This is a genomic window from Patiriisocius sp. Uisw_017 (assembly GCF_047731265.1).
Lineage (GTDB): Bacteria > Bacteroidota > Bacteroidia > Flavobacteriales > Flavobacteriaceae > Patiriisocius.
Map to the genome: position 1 here is coordinate 3199335 of NZ_CP159835.1, position 18397 is coordinate 3217731.

At 35.3% G+C, this 18397-nt stretch carries 14 protein-coding genes; 4 read left to right on the forward strand and 10 right to left on the reverse strand.

Translation table 11 applies throughout. The annotated features are described in order from the left end of the window. Positions 1 to 5: 5 nt before the first annotated feature. The 7 genes from ABXT67_RS14455 to ABXT67_RS14485 form a co-directional block, all read right to left on the reverse strand. Positions 6 to 2036, reverse strand: a complete 2031-nt coding sequence (locus ABXT67_RS14455) for a M13 family metallopeptidase (RefSeq protein ID WP_415374743.1) — start codon at positions 2034 to 2036, stop codon at positions 6 to 8. A gap of 210 nt (positions 2037 to 2246) precedes the next feature. Next, a complete protein-coding gene (locus ABXT67_RS14460; protein ID WP_415374744.1) occupies positions 2247 to 3584 on the reverse strand; it encodes a DEAD/DEAH box helicase in 1338 nt (445 codons plus the stop codon). Between the two features lie 136 nt (positions 3585 to 3720). Then, complete coding sequence (locus ABXT67_RS14465; protein ID WP_415374745.1) at positions 3721 to 4170, reverse strand: KTSC domain-containing protein; 450 nt, start codon at positions 4168 to 4170, stop codon at positions 3721 to 3723. 703 nt (positions 4171 to 4873) lie between these two features. Continuing rightward, positions 4874 to 5065: a cold-shock protein gene (locus ABXT67_RS14470; RefSeq protein ID WP_415374746.1), complete on the reverse strand. Its 192-nt coding sequence runs from the start codon at positions 5063 to 5065 to the stop codon at positions 4874 to 4876. Between the two features lie 126 nt (positions 5066 to 5191). Beyond that, complete coding sequence (locus tag ABXT67_RS14475; protein ID WP_415374747.1) at positions 5192 to 5653, reverse strand: cold-shock protein; 462 nt, start codon at positions 5651 to 5653, stop codon at positions 5192 to 5194. 207 nt (positions 5654 to 5860) lie between these two features. Further along, positions 5861 to 7171, reverse strand: coding sequence for a DEAD/DEAH box helicase (locus ABXT67_RS14480; protein ID WP_415374748.1), 1311 nt, complete (start codon positions 7169 to 7171; stop codon positions 5861 to 5863). A 399-nt stretch (positions 7172 to 7570) separates the two neighbouring features. Next, entirely contained in the window at positions 7571 to 8425 is an 855-nt protein-coding gene (locus tag ABXT67_RS14485) for a winged helix-turn-helix domain-containing protein (protein ID WP_415374749.1), read from the reverse strand. Between the two features lie 1256 nt (positions 8426 to 9681). Between ABXT67_RS14485 and ABXT67_RS14490 the strand changes: the two genes are divergently transcribed. Continuing rightward, positions 9682 to 12939 carry a WD40/YVTN/BNR-like repeat-containing protein gene (locus ABXT67_RS14490; RefSeq protein WP_415374750.1) on the forward strand — a complete coding sequence of 1086 codons (3258 nt, stop codon included), beginning with the start codon at positions 9682 to 9684 and terminating at the stop codon, positions 12937 to 12939. Positions 12940 to 13009: 70 nt separating this feature from the next. On the opposite strand, the gene ABXT67_RS14495 is transcribed toward ABXT67_RS14490, so the two are convergent. After that, positions 13010 to 14383, reverse strand: coding sequence for a patatin-like phospholipase family protein (locus tag ABXT67_RS14495; protein WP_415374751.1), 1374 nt, complete (start codon positions 14381 to 14383; stop codon positions 13010 to 13012). 197 nt (positions 14384 to 14580) lie between these two features. Here ABXT67_RS14495 and ABXT67_RS14500 point away from each other — a divergent pair, with 197 nt between their 5' ends. The 3 genes from ABXT67_RS14500 to ABXT67_RS14510 all read left to right on the forward strand — a co-directional run bounded on the left by ABXT67_RS14500 (position 14581) and on the right by ABXT67_RS14510 (position 16738). Next, a complete protein-coding gene (locus tag ABXT67_RS14500) occupies positions 14581 to 14847 on the forward strand; it encodes a YtxH domain-containing protein (RefSeq protein ID WP_415374752.1) in 267 nt (88 codons plus the stop codon). Positions 14848 to 15135: 288 nt separating this feature from the next. Continuing rightward, positions 15136 to 15849, forward strand: a complete 714-nt coding sequence (locus tag ABXT67_RS14505; RefSeq protein WP_415374753.1) for a YebC/PmpR family DNA-binding transcriptional regulator — start codon at positions 15136 to 15138, stop codon at positions 15847 to 15849. Positions 15850 to 16135: 286 nt separating this feature from the next. Further along, a complete protein-coding gene (locus ABXT67_RS14510) occupies positions 16136 to 16738 on the forward strand; it encodes an RluA family pseudouridine synthase (RefSeq protein WP_415374754.1) in 603 nt (200 codons plus the stop codon). Here ABXT67_RS14510 and ABXT67_RS14515 read toward each other — a convergent pair. After that, on the reverse strand, positions 16735 to 17271 hold the full coding sequence (locus tag ABXT67_RS14515; protein WP_415374755.1) for a 1-acyl-sn-glycerol-3-phosphate acyltransferase: 537 nt from the start codon (positions 17269 to 17271) through the stop codon (positions 16735 to 16737). The two genes, ABXT67_RS14510 and ABXT67_RS14515, sit on opposite strands and share 4 nt — an antisense overlap. A gap of 54 nt (positions 17272 to 17325) precedes the next feature. After that, positions 17326 to 18384 carry an iron-containing alcohol dehydrogenase family protein gene (locus tag ABXT67_RS14520; protein ID WP_415377007.1) on the reverse strand — a complete coding sequence of 353 codons (1059 nt, stop codon included), beginning with the start codon at positions 18382 to 18384 and terminating at the stop codon, positions 17326 to 17328. Positions 18385 to 18397: the final 13 nt, after the last annotated feature.

Consider the following 18397-nt stretch of genomic DNA (forward strand, 5'->3'; position numbering starts at 1 on the left):
TACTACTACCAGATCTTAATTCGCTCCTCCTCTGTTCTGTAGTTTGTTTCGCCTTCCTTCACATCAAATGCCTCATAAAAAGGAGTAAAGTTCATTAAAGGCCCATTAACACGCCAAATTGGAGGTGAATGCGTGTCTGTTGTTACATAATTCCGAAGATACGCTTCCCGTGTTTTAACCCGCCAAATACGAGCAATAGATAAAAAGAACCGCTGGTCTGGCGAATAACCTCCTATTTTAGTAGTATCCTGTCCTTGTTCAGTCGTTTTGAACGCATCATACGCAATGGCTATTCCACCATTGTCTGCCGTGTTTTCTCCTACCGTTAATGCTCCATTTAAATGAACACTATCCAATACTGTAAATGCACTATACTGGTCAATGATGCCTTGCGTCTTCGCTTTAAATTTTGTAAAATCTGTTTCTGTCCACCAATTTGATATGTTCCCATTTTTATCATATTGCGCACCTTGATCGTCAAAAGCGTGCGTAAACTCGTGGCCTATAACCATTCCTATTCCACCATAATTAACAGCATCATCCGCATATAAATCGAAATAAGGTGATTGTAAGATGCCTGCTGGAAATACGATTTCGTTTAAAGAAGGATTATAATAGGCGGTTACCGTAGATGGTGTTGTGTGCCATTGATCTCTATTAGGCGCTTTATTGAGCTGTTTGATTTCGTATTCGTATTCACTTTGACGTAAGGCTACTATGTTTTCAAAAAACTGTTCTCGATCTATTTCAACATCATAGGTTCTCCAAACATCAGGATAGCCTATTTTTTTACTTATTGCCCAAAGTTTCTCTTTCGCTTTTACCTTGGTACTATCGCTCATCCATTCTAGCTTTTCAATTCGCTTTTCTAAGGTTTTTTGAAAGTTGTTAACCAGTGCTAATGCTCGTTTTTTAGCATCTTCATTAAAGTAACGCTTTACATACAGTTGCCCAAGAGCAAAACCTATTTGCTGGTCCACACGACGCGTCATTTGTTCCGCTCGAGGTTGCTGTTTATCTTGACCCGATAGTACTTTTGAATATGCAAACGTAGCGTCTTGGAAAGGTTTGCTTAAAATATCTGCGTGTGATCCAATAGAATTGACTTTTAAATACACTTTCCAATCCTTTAATGGAACAGATTTTAACATTCCATTTAAAGTATCATAATACGCAGGTTGATTAACATCTACTGAATCTACAGGTGCCGCTAAAATTTCTAACATATTGCTCCAACCAATAGCTTCTTGTCTTGTGTTTAAAGCTCCCACCGAAAATTTGTTGTAATTTTCTTGAACATTTCTTCGTTCTACATTTGTTTTATGAGACTTGGCTAGTTGCTTCTCTATCTCATATACGGTGGTTGCTTGTTCTTTTGCATTGGTATCTCCCACCAATGCAAACATTGTTGTAAGGTATTTTATGTATGCCTCTTGAATAGTTTTTACGGAAGGGTCTTCACTAAAATAATAATCCCGGTCTGGCAATCCTAATCCAATCTGCGTGACATTTAGAATATTGAGCGTACTATTTTTTTGATCAGGGGAAACATATGGGTAGACTAAAGAATAATCGCCAGATTTTATTTGAGTAGCAACAAACTCCATCATTGATGGAACATCTGAAATTGCCTCGATTCTTTCAAAAATAGGTTTTATGGGAGCGGCGCCTCTTTGGTCAATCACCAAAGTATCCATGCCCGAAGCATAAAAATCTCCCACTTTCTGTTCAATACTTCCTTTAGGATGTTCTTCTTTAGATACTTCATTTAAAATATTCTTTAAGAGCTCTTGCTGCGGAATATTCAAGAATCGGTAAGCCCCTACCCCTATTTGGTCGTCAGCAATAACCGCATTCTCATACCAGGATTTATTTACGTGATTAAAGAAATTGTCGCCAGGCTGAATGGCAGTTGTTATGCCATCAAAAACGACTGTTTTATCTTCGGTTGAAGGTGCTATTTTGTCAGAGGTGTTTTCGTTTTTGCAAGAAAACATAGTGATGGTTAGTACTGAAATAAATACTAGATTTTTCATTATGATTATAGTTGAATCTCAAATATAGTCATTAAAAAGCAAGGTTTTAAAGCGGTGTTCCGAAATGTAACACGCTAAAGTGATTTAAGTACCGAATCTTCAACATAAAGATCATGACCAACTTAAGAATTGGTCTTTCTTCTCCGTTCTTTCAGTATCCGCCTACCGCCATAACTTTAGTGGCGGAGCAAGTGTTCTTATTTCTGTATACTAGCGCTTTTTCTTCTTTGAAACTTCTTCCTTAGCAACCACTGTTTTTGTTTGGTTTAGATGATGTGCCAGAACTTTATCCACCAACTCGTCTTTTGTGAGATGGTGAAAAATAGTCTTGATGGAAGTTTTAAAATCTTCAGAAATATGGTGATTCGGTTTGGTTTTGAAGATTTGTTTTGCCCATAGTTTGGCATTATTCTCTTCAATTGAAAGTGTATCTGCTTTTGGCATTTCAGAAAAAGTAATGCCTAATTCATCTTCTAAATCTGGGATATCAGCCACCTCTTCTTGTTGTATCACACTTACTGAAAGTCCTGTAGCTCCGGCTCTAGCGGTTCTACCACTTCTATGAACATAGGCATCATAAGTGTCTGGTAAATGGTATTGTATCACGTAGGTAATTTCCTTTACATCAATCCCCCTTGCAGCAAGATCTGTTGCTACTAGAATGTTGATATGACCTTCTCTAAACTGCGCCATAATTCTATCACGAATTCCTTGTGTTAAGCTTCCGTGGATTGCTCCTGAAGAAAACTTATGGATAGCAAGATTTTTAGCAAGCTTATTTACCGCAGCTTTTGTTTTACAAAATATAATACCGCGTTGCCCCTCTTTAGAACTTAAAAAGTGCATCAACACGTTTAACTTCTCCTCTGGTTTCACCACCACATATTGATGATCAATTCCCTGATGGCCTAACGTAGCCATATCAACCTCGATATGTACTATATTTTTTGATAAGTAGTTTTGAACAAGCTGCTTTATCTCTCCAGACAGGGTGGCCGTAAAGAGGAACGTTCTGCGTTTTTTAGGAAGGCCACTAATAATGGTATCCAATCCTTCTTTTAAAATCGTTACCATTTCATCTGCCTCATCAATTACGAGATACGAGGCGTTTGTAATAGAGACTGCTTTTCTTTCAATCAAATCGATTAATCGTCCCGGAGTTGCTACTATAATATGAGTGGGCTCTTTTAGACGCTCAATTTGAGGTTTGATTGGAATTCCTCCACAAACAGATGCTATGGAAATTTCAGGTTTGTGAACGGCAAAATCGCATAAATTTTTATGAATCTGTTGGCCGAGTTCTCGCGTAGGTGCTAAAACAATGGCTTGAACATCATTATTATCTACAGAAATATGCTGCAATAAGGGCAATCCAAATGCAGCCGTTTTACCTGTCCCAGTTTTCGCTATACCGACAACATCTTCCTTTTGGCTTAAGATTACAGGGATTGTTTTTACTTGAATATCTGAAGGAACTAAAATATCCAATGCTTTTAAGCCTTTAATTAAAAAAGGGTCCACTCCTAAACTTGAAAATGTCTTTGCCATAAATGAATTTATTATATTATACTATTGCCTTTTTTTATTTTACTATTCAAGACATAGGCTCAATTACATTTTTTTGGAATTTGAGTTCTTGGTATTTGATGTTTTATTGCTTCGAAATTTCACTTAAAGTCTTTTATTAAACTTCTTGAAGAATTCGTTTTGACTTTCGGTACATAAACTTAGGATAGATACTCCTTTTTGCAAAACGGTTTAAATTACCCGCATTAACCATTTTATGATATATTGTTTTTGTAATACCAAAATATTCATAGGTCGTACCATCTGTAAAAGTGATTTCTAGTATTAAACCTTTGTGCTGGTAATCTGCAATGGCTGAATTTGTAATCGTCTCTGTATACTCAGGGAGGTTCTTTTCTTTAGTTTCTGGAGCCATGCTCACTAAAAAATGATATCCATCTATGATTCTTCTGCTTTGGATTTCTGCTTCTTCTTGTTTCGGATCACCATCCTGAAATTTATCTGGATGCCATTCTTTAACTAGGTTTCGGTAACTCTTCTTAAGTATTTTGAGGTCTATTTCTTTCTCTATACCAAATAATTTCTTGTACTCGTTTATGCGCTTCATAATAAGGGCTTTTATTAGGGCGCGAAAATACTTCTTTTTAATGAATATAAATTTCATATCAAAGATTTAAAAGAACCCGTGAAAAATTAGGAATAAATTTGACTGAGGCAAATGGTATAATTGAGGTTTTTTTTGAGTGTAAGGATAGCGTAAAAAGGCTTTTATATTTACTGCGCTCCACCTTTTGTTTCCTTCAAGAAGGTCAAGTATTACTTCGTTATCTTTTCTAATCTCATCGATTAATCCTGATACCTCTCCATTATACAAAACAGAAGGTTACTTATTACCGCTATGAACCCATAAAGATGTTTACTCATCTCAATATCATTTTCTACCCTTATTATAATCAACAAGATCATTGGTATTAATATCATTAGACAGCTTTTTAATTTTGATGTTCCAAAAAGTGTTGTCTCTATCTTTCTTTGTTTTTTCAAAAATAAAATGGCTATTAATGCGGCTATAATAACGCCGCTACCTTCTAGAATAACAGATGTTAAGATGTAAATACAAGTGGGTAATTGCTTTGGGGTAGGTTGAATATAAAAACATCTAACCTAAAAATATTTGATAACGTAATTGCTATGAAGACAAACACTGTCACTCTTTGCTTTCCAATAAATTATATTTTTATTTGGAAATGCTATAATAAAAAAGCCCATCGATTAAGACGGGCTTTACTTGAAAATATCGTGATGCGATATTAAACAACTTTTACGTTTACCGCGTTCAATCCTTTGTTTCCTTCTTGAAGGTCAAATGTTACTTCGTCACCTTCTCTAATCTCATCGATTAATCCTGTTACGTGCACAAAATGATCTTTCTCAACTCCTTCTTCAGTGATAAAACCGAATCCTTTTGTGTCGTTGAAAAACTTTACTGTTCCTTTGCTCATTGTATTATAATTTAATGTATTAATATTCAGTAGTAGTCAAAGTTGATTCCAGGTAATTATTTGAGTTTATCATTTTCAAACTTTTTAGCCCAGTACTTTGTCTAAAAAAATTGCTGCGTAAAAAATTTACTTAACAAGTTTTACCCTAACCGCATTCATCCCGCGAGTTCCTTTCTCTAATTCAAATGAAACTAAGTTACCTTCAGTAATGTCATCTATAAGTCCGCTCACGTGGCAAAAGTACTTTTCCTTATTTACAGCGTCTATAATAAAACCGAAGCCTTTGGACGAATCATAAAAGTCTACTGTTCCCGTTCGTACTGGATCAAATTCTTCTTTTTCAGAATCATCTTTCTTTGGGATTCCAAGAATGATGTCTTCTGCTTCTACTTCTACCTTCATAGTAGGATCTGGTGGAGTATCTACTAAATTGCCTAAATGATCTACATAAGCAAATTCAATTCCACTAGTTCCGTTTTCAGCTCTATCAACCTTGCGAGCCTCCATCTTCTTTCGTTTATCCTCACGCTTTTTTAAACGCTTTTTCTCTTTTTCTGATTTATTAAATGTTTGCTGTGATTTTGCCATTCTATTCTTGAAAAATTATTTTTTTATAAAGATAACTACATTCTTGCTCAACTAAAACTACTTTTTCTCTAAATGCCAAAACTCGCACTATTTTTCTTAAAAATGATGATTAAACTCATCTTTTTGACACAAAATTAGTCTTTAAATTAATTTTAAGTGCATCGAACTAAGCTAGTAGAGGAAGAAAGTAGCGTCTGAATTTGTGCATTATACTAATTTTATACGCACCTTCTTTTTCTTAAGGCGCACGTTATTGGTTTGCTCGATAACGCGATCCGCCTTATTCATAGGTACTGCAACAAATGCGCAATCGTGTTTTAATTCAATGATACCTAATTCATCTTTTTCCAAATTTCCTTGTTTAAAAAATAGTCCAGCAATATCACCTTTAGAAATTTTGTCTTTTCGACCTCCTGAAATAAATAACGTTGCCCATTTTGATACTATGGAAGGTTTTGCGTTCGTAGGCTTTAAAAACTCCTTTGTAGTAATAAATTCTGGCACAAATTCTTGTTCCCATTGCAATACATAAGCGGTTCCTGTGGAGTTCATTCGAGCTGTTCTACCATTTCGGTGTGTAAATTCTTCGGCCTTAAGTGGTAGTTGGTAATGAATAATAAAATTTAATTCTGGAATGTCCAATCCACGAGCAGCAAGATCTGTGGCAATGATAATTTTATGGGTCCCGTTTCTAAATTTTATCAGTGCGCGCTCACGCTCAATCTGGTCTAAGCCACCATAAAAACAACCGTGTGGAATGTCGTTATCTGAAAGAAACTCACTCACATAATTTATGGTGTCTTTGAAATTACAAAAAATAATACCCGGTTCATTTCCAATATGATATAACAAATCAACGAGTGTCTGTAATTTGTTCTTATCTGGAGACACTACTTTCTTTATTGCTAAGTTGGTCTTGTTTGTATCTGAGTAATCAATCACCAATTCATTTTTCAAACCAACAAAATCAGGAACTTCAAGTCCTGAGGTAGCTGAAGTTAAGATACGTTTTTCAATATAAGGAAGGTGTTCAATAATTTCACGCATTTCATTTTCGAATCCAATTTCTAAGGACTTATCAAACTCATCTAACACCAATGTTTTTAAATCTCTAACAGTAAAAGATTCTCTTCTTAAATGATCTGCCACTCGACCGGGAGTTCCTATTAAGATGGTTGGTGTATGAGCCAATTCGATTTTGTCTTTTGAAAAAGGCCTGCCTCCGTAGACAGCATTTGCCTTAAAACCAGAACCCATTTCCCGTATTACTTGTTCTATTTGGATAGCTAACTCTCGAGAAGGAACCAATATAAGAAGTTGAATTTGATCGCTATTTTGATCTAACTCACTCAAAACAGGTAATAAAAACCCAACTGTTTTTCCTGTTCCAGTGGGCGACAACAATACTGTGTTTTCAGTAGCACTAATGGCTAAAAGAGCTTCTTCCTGCATAGAGTTCAGTGTTGTAATTCCTAATTTTGCAAGAATCTCCTTTTGAGATTTTAGTTTGTTTGACATGAATTAATGGATACTTATATGAGATAATTACTATTCTTTGAGAACTTTCTAACGGTATAGTAGAAGTTACTTTTAATCTACAAAGGTACTTCTTATTGAAACATTGTGTTTTGAATTAAGCCCCCTAAAAAAAACAAAATATATGCAGATATTAGAATGGTGTATCGTTCTGGAGTTAGAATATCTGCGTACAACGTCAGAAATGAAAAGACCAGACAAAGATGCCTAAAACCATCAGATGCAAATCATTTAACATTTGATGATATAATAGATCAATATATAATTTGGATTCTCTTATAACCTAAGTAGTTTTAGAATAACTATTGAAAATTTTAGTGGAACTTTCGAAAACCATATCGTAGATCCAACTAGTACTGATAACAGATCAAATACAAATCACTAAACAATTTCTAACTTATACCCTACTCCGTGTACGTTTGTAATCTTGATGCTTTCATCTTCCTGCAATTTCTTTCTGAGTTTAGAGATATAGGTATCTAAACTTCTACTTACAATGACTCCATTGTCCTCCCAAACTTTTTTAGTAAGTTCTTCGCGCTTTACCACTAGATTTAGATTTGCAACGAGAATTTCTAATAGCTCACATTCCTTTCTAGAGAGCGGTATATCTTTTGCTTCTTTAACCAACTTATTTTGCTCTGGATAAAATCGAAAAGTACCAAGCAAAGAAGTGTCTTCAAGATCATCCTCCCTATGATAAGAAACATACCTACTGTAGAAAACTAAAACCAGAAATCCTAAAATAGCCGAAACTAAAGCATAAAACAAAACGTCTTTAATCGCAAACACATTATCTATTTTAGTAAAATACACTTGTACTTTATAGCAGCCTTCAGGAAACAATCTCCCCCTGCAGGGGACGATATTGTTTTCTGATTTACGGAAAATTTCATAACTATATCCAACTTCACCATTACTGCATTGTATTACTTCAACACGATAATTAATCGGGAGTGATGCCTTTTCAAACGAAGTTCGTACCGCGCTATTAATTAATGCTGGATCAAAAGCAAGTACATTCTCAAATGAAAGTTCATATTTAAAGGGCTCTAAAACTTTTACGGGCAATACTAAAGAAGTGGAATCTTGATTTTCAACTAACAATGTATTTCCTACTTCTCGTAGCGCCAATTTTGCACGTTGGTCAATAGTTGTTTTATCAGGTGGGGTACTGCAGCTAACAATTAAAATAATAAGCAGACTCAAAACGTTATATAAAATTTTTCTTGTCATATCGTTTTACAAATAACTAGCAATTTGGCGACTTTTCACAGCTGTTGACATTTCTTTTACATTCTTTTGACACTTTTGCAGCGATGTGCTTTTAGTTTTACATCAAAATTAAATTATTTATTTTAAGTTTCAACCTTATGGGTTATGCTCAAATGAGTTTAAAAATTGAATGCATAAAAAGATGTCTTTTAAATCTTGAAATGGCTGTCATTAACTTTAGGAGAAATTAAACATTTAAAATAAGTGAGTATACCAGTACTGTAAATTTAATTACAACGAATAATCAAATTTCTGGCGGAAAATTTACGATCGTTATGACCAGCATCTTCAACGAGGATTCCCTATTGGATTTAGTCCACGTAAAAAATTTAAAACAACCCAGCCTTTTTTGACCTAAAAAAATATCCGAAAGCGAATTTAAAAATTTTGAATGGAACCTAATTTGAAGAAAACAACCATCATAAAATAGACGCTACATTAACCATAAAAAATATTTAAAACCCATTGAACTTTGGGCAAAAGTAGATACCGAAGAAAAGAAGATGACTACTATGTTTAAAATTGACCGAACCCGTTGGGGAATAAACCATTTCAAATATACCTTGCTCCTCAAATTATGAAGACGCTCAGTTTATACCAGATTAGGCAAAACAGGATCGCCCAGAATTTTGGTGCTACACCTTGACGCGGACACTCAATTAAAATGAACCAATATACCTCGAGGAGATTGAGTCTTATTTAGAACTTTATTTTGATGGTATCATATTTAATGTATGCAAAGAACCCTCAAAACTGATATTGACAAAGACTACAGCACGATTTTATGAATTAGTGCACACGACCAATGGGACTATAGGATGTCTGGTTAAAATTGAGTTATGTGATTTATTTCACAGGCGAAAAACTATGGCATTAGATTGTAAAATAAAGCAAATACTTTGCCTCGCACAAAATCAAAGCATTCTTTTATTTACATTTTCGCCTAAGAAATTTAGTTGCGAAATTTGGAAAAAGCTAGATAAAATAAGGTTTGCGATTAACGTCTAAACATATCAAATAAAATAGAATGTTTATTTTCTAATGAGCGTCCTATTTTTAATGTAGAAAAGATTTACAGAGAATCGAAAATAATTCTAGAAGCAACAATATGTTGTTTTTGTTATATTTATGTTAAAACGAAAGTTAATTTAATCCTTATGCACTCAAGCTTTTTGATTTTTAAATACTTTTAAAGACAACCCTTAAATATCTCATAAATGAAATTACAAAATTTTCTCTCTTTTCTAATGTTATTACTTCTAACAAGCACAACATCCTTCTCTCAAACCGAGAAAAATTCAGCTAAAAAAGAATCCATTTATGATGGCCTTAAACTACGAAGTATAGGCCCTGCTTTTATGAGTGGTCGTATCGCTGCAATAGCTATTCATCCTGAAAATGAAAACATTTGGTACATTGGTGTTGCCTCTGGCGGTGTATGGAAAACAGTAAATTCTGGTACCACATGGACGCCTATATTTGACGACCAATCTACTTTTGCAATTGGTGCCGTCGCCATAGATCCTATTAACCATAATACCATTTGGGTAGGAACTGGAGAAGACGTGGGCGGTAGACATATTGCCTACGGAGATGGTGTTTATAAATCTACCGATGCCGGAATAACATGGAAAAACATGGGCCTCAAAGACTCTCAACATGTATCACGTATTATCGTACATCCAGAAAATAGCAACGTTATTTGGGTCGCCGCACAAGGACCACTATGGAATAAAGGAGGCGACCGCGGACTTTACAAGTCAATCGACGGTGGGGAAACTTGGAATAAAACCTTAGGCAATAGTGAATGGACAGGTGTTACTGAACTCGTAATGGATCACAAAAACCCAAATACATTATATGCAGCAACTTGGGATCGTCATCGCACGGTAGCGGCTTATATGGGAGGAGGGCCAGGCTCGGGATTACATAAAAGCACCGATGGCGGTGATACTTGGACAAAATTAAAAACAGGCTTGCCTACAGATCAAATGGGTAAAACAGGCTTGGCAATTTCTCACCATAACCCGAATACGTTATATGCGGCAATAGAGTTGCCAAGACGAACTGGTGGGGTATATAAAAGCGACGATGCTGGAAATTCTTGGACCAAACAATCCAATACCGTAACAGGTGGAACTGGACCGCATTATTATCAAGAAATGTACGCATCTCCCCATCACGAAGGAAGATTGTACTTGATGGATAATAATTTGCAGATTTCTGAAGATGGCGGAAAAACTTTCTATAGAATGAATGAGAAAAACAAGCACGGTGATAATCATGCCATAGCATTTAGAAAAAACGATCCTAACTATCTTTTAGTTGGAAGTGACGGCGGATTGTACGAATCTTTTGATCTTACAAAAACTTGGAAGTATATAGAAAATTTACCATTAACCCAGTTTTACAAGCTAGCAGTAGACGATGCAGAACCTTTCTATAATGTGTACGGCGGAACACAAGATAACAGTACTGAAGGCGGCCCGTCAAGAACAGATAATATTCACGGAATTCAAAATAGCGATTGGAAAGTAGTCCTTAATTGGGATGGTCATCAACCTGCTACTGAACCAGGCAACCCAAATATCTTATATGCCGAAAGACAAGAAGGAACCTTATCTAGAATAGATATTTCCACAGGAGAGGTAATTGACATCCAACCACAAGCGGGAGAGAATGATCCAAACGAAAGATATAATTGGGATGCCCCTATTTTAGTGAGTCCACACTCCCCTTCTACTATCTATTTTGCCTCATACCGTGTTTGGAAAAGCACCAATCGTGGTGATAACTGGACTTCGGTATCAGGAGATTTAACAAAAAGTCAAAACCGAATTGAACTTCCAATCCTCGGAAAAAAACAATCGTGGGATGCCGCTTGGGATGTGTATGCAATGTCTAATTATAACACCATTACTTCATTGGCAGAATCTCCAAAACAAAAAGGATTGCTTTATGCAGGTACAGATGATGGACTTATTCAAGTTTCTGAAAATGATGGTGCTAGCTGGACAAAAATTGCAGTTGGGTCTTTACCTGGGGTTCCAGAAACGGCATTTGTAAATGACATAAGAGCAGATTTATTTGATGCCAACACCGTTTATGTAGCCTTGGACAATCACAAATATGGAGACTTTAAACCCTACTTACTAAAAAGTACCAATCGCGGTAAATCTTGGACTTCTATCGCTTCAAATATTCCAGATAGAACAATGGTTTGGCGTACCGTTCAAGATCATATAAAAAAGGATTTATTATTTGCAGCAACAGAGTTTGGCATCTATTTTACTATAAATGGCGGTAATTCTTGGGAAAAGTTACAAGGTGGAGTCCCTACTATTTCATTTAGAGACATTACAATACAACGCAGAGAGGATGATCTTGTAGGAGCCTCTTTTGGTCGGGGTTTTTATATTTTAGATGACTTGGCTCCTTTGCGTGAACTCTCTCAAAGTACCTTAAACAAAAAAGCGCATCTGTTTGCTGTTAGAGATGCTTGGATGTACATCCAACGTCCGCATTTAAGTTTTGATGCTGGAAAAGGAAGTCAAGGAGATTCACATTTTGTAGCGCCCAACCCAGATTTTGGAGCCACATTTACCTATTATTTAAAAGAGGCTCCTAAAACTAACTTGGAGAAAAGAAAGGATGCTGAAAAGAAGTACACGGCTGAAGATGTACCTTTTGCCGGGTATGATGCCTTAGAAAAAGAAAAAAGAGAACAAAAAACGAAACTTATATTTGCGGTATCAGACCCTAACGGAAAAGTTATAAGAAGAGTAATAGCTGAGCCCAAAAAAGGAATAAATAGAGCTTCTTGGGATTTAAAATACCCTGCTCCATCTCCAATATTATTGAGTGGAGACATGAATGAAAGCGATGAAGCCCCGACAGGATTTTTAGCGCCTCCTGGCACCTATTCTGTAACGATGTATATCCAAGAAAATGGAACCGTTACAAAGCTTAGCGATGCTATTAGTTTTATAGTAAAACCATTACATCAAGGAACATTGCCCAGTGCATCTCCAACAGAGGTTTCAGCTTTTGCAAGAAATTTTGAGACAATTACCCGTCAAATGTCTGCGTTTTATTTCAAATTTGAAAAAACTTCAAAAAGAATAAAGGCCTTGGAACATGCTCTTGATCAAAGTTCAATGGCCCCAGGCAAACTAGAGGTTGCTTTAGATATATTATCCAAGGATATCAATAAACTAAATACTGAAGTAAATGGTAATGCTGCTAAAAATGAAATAGGTGAAAAATCAAAACCTACATTAGGAGAGCGTTCCTTTGCCGTCTATAGAGGTATTGAACGTTCTACCTATGGTCCAACAGCATCGCACAAAGAGCAAATGATTATTATCGAAAAGCAATTGAAAGAACAAGAAATAACATTAAGTTCGATTGATCAAAGAATGGATGCTATTTATAACCAAATGAAAGCCGCAGGTGCTCCTTTTGTTGAGGAGTGATCTTTTTTTTAAGTACTAAACAGGAAATCGATGTTAATAGATAGAACTATTAACATCGATTTTTTATTTTCTAAACCCAATTTAAATCTTTCAACGCATCTTTAAAGGTTCGATGTCCTCTGGCAAAAATATATTCATCATTAATAGTTGTGACCCACTGCACGGGTTCATTTATAATATCACCTTTTTGCCATAAATCAAAACAAGATTCTAACAGCTTAATTTCTTCAGCGCTGGAAACATCCATATCCATTTTATAAAGATCTTTTATAATTTGAGTTGCGTTTTCTTTATTAATGATTTGTGGAGATAAGCGAGTAAAGCGTTTGTTATTCTTTGAAGCATTCAAATTGTTACTAAAAAGATGAACAAATGCACTATAAGTAGCCCAAGATTGGGGTTCAAATAAAATGGTTTGCGATAAGTTTGAAATAGTCTCGCCATATAATTTTGATCCTCTAAAAGTACGGTTAAAAAGTCTTGGCCTTTTTATTTTACCAAAGGGCGTTTTCGCATAGATCGTTTTATCAAAATCGATACTACCATCTTCCTTGTGTTTTACATTTCGTCCCAATATGGTACTATAATAAGAGTCTCTAAAAGATCGTGTATCCATTTCACTTACTAACTTACTAGCAGTACCAATACTCAATACGTGGATATCTGATCTGCGGATACCATTTGCCATTGCCTCAGTGAGTCCAGCCATGACTGGGTTGTTAAATCCGCCCAAAGCCCCATCCCAAAGGTAAAATCTTTTTTTTGAGTTGGCTGGACTAAAGATAGCGGGGAAATCAAAATAATTAACAGGTGCATTAGAAGAACCATGGATTGCTTCTACAAGATTCACACGGTCAAAATGATTGCTATTTGCTACTTTTTCAGCCCTAGCGAGACTGTCTTTATAACTTCTAAAAAGCTTCGCTCTCTTGTTTATAATATCAAAGGTGCAAACAATAATTTGTAAAGAAGGTTTACCAATTAAAGCAGGCAATTCATCCATAAAATAGTGTTCTAGTTTTCTTCCTCCTTCCACTTTTAAAATAGCTTTTAAGGCTCTTATTTTACTGGTGGCAGAATAACGAGTCCCTATATTTTTAATCCCAATAAGCTTCATAAAGTTTGCCGGAAAATACCGGTCTCTAAAACTAAGAGGATCAAATATTTCTGAAGTTATTTCAGGATCTGTAAAAAGACCTTCAATTTTATCAAAAGTCCAATTACAAGCTAAGGCTGCTAAGACCATGCTTCCACCCGAGTTTGCTATTACCAAGTCAAAATGTGCTAAGATTTCGTGACCTTTCCATATTTTTTCTGAATCTTTTTTTTCAAATATCTTCTTTAAGGTTAATACTTGGAGTAATGCCCAAGTACCGCCTCCATCTAATGATAGAATTTTATAGTTGCCTTCTTTCGCTTTGGGCAAATTAGTTTCAGGTATCATAAATATGTTTTTAGTTATAATGCTTAAGAAAGTAAATAAAATTACTGAAGTTATACTTATAAATCATAAAGTTTAAAAGGTTTAAACTGAAGATAGAGATCAATTATTAAACTTTTCATAATACCATCTGACACAAAAGCTCTTGGAATACAATTTGTGTTGTTTGAATTATATTAATTCAAATAAACAGCATAAGAATGGCTACAAAAAAATCAAACTCTAAAGGAATCCTAGCGGTATTAGGTATAGGAGCAGGGGTATTTGCTTGGTGGAAATATAAAAATATGTCTTCAGAGGAAAAAGCAAAACTGAAAGCAAAAATCGATGAAACAGGCAATAAAATCAAGGAAACGGTTGCAGAAACTGCTGAAAAAATTAAAAAAACTGTTGCTGATGTTGAAGGTACACTATCAGAAAAATATGAACAACTTAAGAATGCTTCTAAAAATGAAACGAATAAGTAAATCTGACAAATTTTCTTTTGATATTTTTATCAGATTTGCCCTCTTAAAGAACTAAGATCACTTCGCTGAAACATCTAGGAAGAAAGACAAATTTTCTTTCAACGAAGCGGTCTTTCTTATCTCAGTCCAGCAGGTTTGAGGTGGTCTTTCTTCTAGTTCAGAAACTATCGTAATATTTATGGCTTTGCTATTGGGTTTTGATACAGATACTAATATATTTGGGCAACGGGTTTAAAGGTTCTATTGGGAGACTTTAATTTTTTGTAACAACCACTAAATAAAACGATTATGGGAAGAGCTTTTGAATTTAGAAAAGCAAGAAAAATGAAACGTTGGTCTGCAATGAGCAAAGCCTTTACACGCATTGGTAAAGATATTGTGATGGCAGTAAAAGAAGGAGGTCCAGATCCAGATTCTAATTCACGTTTGAGAGCTGTTATTCAAAATGCCAAGTCGGTAAATATGCCGAAAGACAATGTTGAGAGAGCCATTAAAAAAGCCAGCGATAAAAGCCTTGGCGATTATAAAGAAGTGCTTTTTGAAGGATACGCACAACACGGTATTGCTGTTATTATTGAAACTGCAACCGATAATAATACAAGAACCGTAGCAAATGTTCGTGCTTGTTTTAACAAAACCGACAGTAGCTTTGGCACTAGTGGCTCAGTAGTTTTTATGTTTGACCATACCTGTAATTTCAGAATTAATGGTGAAGGTATTGATCTTGAAGAATTAGAGTTAGAGCTTATAGATGAGGGTGTTGAAGAAATATTTGAGGATGAAGATGGTGTTTTAATCTATGCGCCTTTTGAAAGCTTTGGGAATATTCAATCCTATTTAGAAGGGAATAATATGGAAATCTTATCGTCAGGATTTGAACGCATTCCACAAGTAACAAAAAAACTTACCGAAGAAGAAGCTGCAGATGTTGAAAAACTACTAGAAAGACTCGATGATGATGATGATGTGCAGAATGTGTACCATACCATGGAAGAAAATTGATTTTTGAAACATAAACAAAATCTATAAACCTACTACTCATAAGGTAAAAACACTTCACGCTCCTATTAGGCTTCAAGAATACGGGGTAGGTATTTTTGATGCTATTAATACTAGATCTGCTTTAAAAAAAGCACTTAAGAAAAACTATCTTTCGGTTAACGGAAAGACTGCTACTTCAGCTACTTTTATTTATGGTGGAGAAACTATAATCCTTAATATTCCTGAAAAAACAAATCCTAAACGAAAACTAATTTTTCCGCTGAAGGTTTTGTTTGAAGATGAATATTTGGCTATAATTCATAAACCAGCCGGCATTGAGGTAAGCGGAAACAGTTTTAAAACCATAGACCGCGCATTGGGTCAAAACTTAAACCCAAGTGTGTTAGCAGATGCGAGTACTCCGCATCCAGCCCATCGTATAGATTATGCAACAACAGGTGTTTTGTTGATTGGAAAAACAAGCAGCAGTATTAGCGCTTTAAATGCTTTGTTTGAAAATAAAGAAATCAAAAAAATATATTTTGCAATTACTATTGGAGCTATGCATCCAAAAGGAACCATCCAATCTAATATTGATGGTAAAGAGTGTCTTTCAAAATACAAAGTGAATGAATCTGTTGGTTCAGAACGATTCAAAAGATTAAATCTAGTCAAACTAAAACCCAAAACTGGAAGAAGACATCAATTAAGAAAACACTTATCGAGTATTGGAAATCCTATCCTAGGTGATAAAAGTTATGGTATCGAAGGTCTAATTTTAATGGGCAAAGGAATGTATTTACACGCCTATTCTTTGGAGTTTATACACCCATATACGAATCAAGAGGTTTACTTTAAATCCGAGCTACCAAAGAGTTTTGAAAAAATATTCCCAACACCAAGTAGTTAAGTCCATTCAGGGATCTTCCCTACTACACCATCATAGAACTTCCTAAGTTCTTTTTCATCAGCAGTAATATTGCCAGTTAGATAAAAGGCTTTTCCGATACTCAATATTTTCTTGGGGTAATCAAAGCTTATTGGAATAATGGGAACAACCGCTTCTTGAGCTATGTAGTAATATCCAGTTTTCCATTTATGAACCTTTTTACGGGTACCTTCAGGGGCAATGGCGAGTCTAAATTCTTCTTTACTTTTAATTACGTTAGCAATAGCCTGAACCTTGTTTTCAGCCTTACCTCTGTTTAAAGGTGCGCCGCCCATCCATCTAAAATACCAACCAAAGGGTGGTTTAAACAAATCTTTTTTGCCAACAAAATTAATCTCAACCTTTAAAATCCTTCTTGCCATAATAGAAAGTATAAAATCAAAATAACTTGTATGAGGAGCACAAATAAGTACTGCTTTTTTTTCGTTTCGGTTAAAGTCGCCTTGAATGCGCCAGCCTAAGAGTTTTTTGAAAATAAATTTTGTAAATCCCATTAACTAAATAAGTAATCCTCGAGGTAAGATCAAGAGGTATTATAATAATTTTATTTAAATTTTTAAATATAAATTTTTCAATCGGTCACGGGTCATAAGGGTTTGCCAATCTTTTCCTAATGCGTTTTCCCATAAGGGAGTTAATCCTAACGCAACATCAATAACAGTGTTAAGTTCTATTTCAGAAAGACCCGCACACACATTTTGAGGTAAATCAATATCAAATCTTGCCATCATTTCCTTAAATATTGCCACATCATTCCCATAGAACTCCTCTAATTGATTAAAAACAATACAGTTTCCAATTCCGTGTTTAGTCCCAAGAACATAGGAAAGACCATAACTCATAGCGTGGGCTATGCCAACTTGTGAATAGGCAATACTCATCCCACTATGCCAAGAAGCCATCATTAATTTAGCACGTTTTTCAGCATCTGAGTTTTTATCTTCAGTAAATATTTCTAGGCATAAATCATAGGCTTTCTCACCGTAGCTTTGACTAAATGCATTTAACAGGGTTCCGTTTAAAGATGCTACACAGTGAATAAAGCAGTCCATCCCAGTATAAAACCATTGGTTTTTAGGAACTCCTATCGTTAATTCAGGATCCAAAATAACTTGATCAAAAGGAGTAAAGTCACTATTAATGCCTAGTTTTTTTGTGGGACCCATTAAAACTGAAGCCCGAGAAACTTCTGCGCCAGTGCCAGATATGGTAGGAACACCAACGTGGTACACTGCTTTTTTCTTAACCAAGTCCAAGCCTTGATACTCGTGTGCTTTTCCTGAATTGGTAAGCATGATTGAGACTGCTTTTGCCACATCCATAATGCCTCCTCCACCTATGCCAATTATTCCCGACGGTATGCCATTAAATTCTTCTTTTAAATCTTTTACAATAGTATCTATTTCGGTAGTCTTGGGCTCTTCATTAGCCGAAATAAATAATAACTTATCATTGAAATTTAAAGGAATACGATTCACCAATCCTTCATTTTTCTTAAAAACATCGTCCACAATAAATACAAAAGGCACTCTACTTTTGCGTTTAGGAGAAATAATTTCAGCCAATTGATTAAAACTTCCTGCTCCAAAAATAACTTTAGGAACCATTGGGAAATTTCTA

Coding starts and splice junctions, on each gene's coding strand:
- ABXT67_RS14455 (WP_415374743.1), bottom strand. CDS start 2,036: ATGAAAAATCTAGTATTTATTTCAGTACTAACCATCACTATGTTTTCT.
- ABXT67_RS14460 (WP_415374744.1), bottom strand. CDS start 3,584: ATGGCAAAGACATTTTCAAGTTTAGGAGTGGACCCTTTTTTAATTAAA.
- ABXT67_RS14465 (WP_415374745.1), bottom strand. CDS start 4,170: ATGAAGCGCATAAACGAGTACAAGAAATTATTTGGTATAGAGAAAGAA.
- ABXT67_RS14470 (WP_415374746.1), bottom strand. CDS start 5,065: ATGAGCAAAGGAACAGTAAAGTTTTTCAACGACACAAAAGGATTCGGT.
- ABXT67_RS14475 (WP_415374747.1), bottom strand. CDS start 5,653: ATGGCAAAATCACAGCAAACATTTAATAAATCAGAAAAAGAGAAAAAG.
- ABXT67_RS14480 (WP_415374748.1), bottom strand. CDS start 7,171: ATGTCAAACAAACTAAAATCTCAAAAGGAGATTCTTGCAAAATTAGGA.
- ABXT67_RS14485 (WP_415374749.1), bottom strand. CDS start 8,425: ATGACAAGAAAAATTTTATATAACGTTTTGAGTCTGCTTATTATTTTA.
- ABXT67_RS14490 (WP_415374750.1), top strand. CDS start 9,682: ATGAAATTACAAAATTTTCTCTCTTTTCTAATGTTATTACTTCTAACA.
- ABXT67_RS14495 (WP_415374751.1), bottom strand. CDS start 14,383: ATGATACCTGAAACTAATTTGCCCAAAGCGAAAGAAGGCAACTATAAA.
- ABXT67_RS14500 (WP_415374752.1), top strand. CDS start 14,581: ATGGCTACAAAAAAATCAAACTCTAAAGGAATCCTAGCGGTATTAGGT.
- ABXT67_RS14505 (WP_415374753.1), top strand. CDS start 15,136: ATGGGAAGAGCTTTTGAATTTAGAAAAGCAAGAAAAATGAAACGTTGG.
- ABXT67_RS14515 (WP_415374755.1), bottom strand. CDS start 17,271: ATGGGATTTACAAAATTTATTTTCAAAAAACTCTTAGGCTGGCGCATT.
- ABXT67_RS14520 (WP_415377007.1), bottom strand. CDS start 18,384: ATGGTTCCTAAAGTTATTTTTGGAGCAGGAAGTTTTAATCAATTGGCT.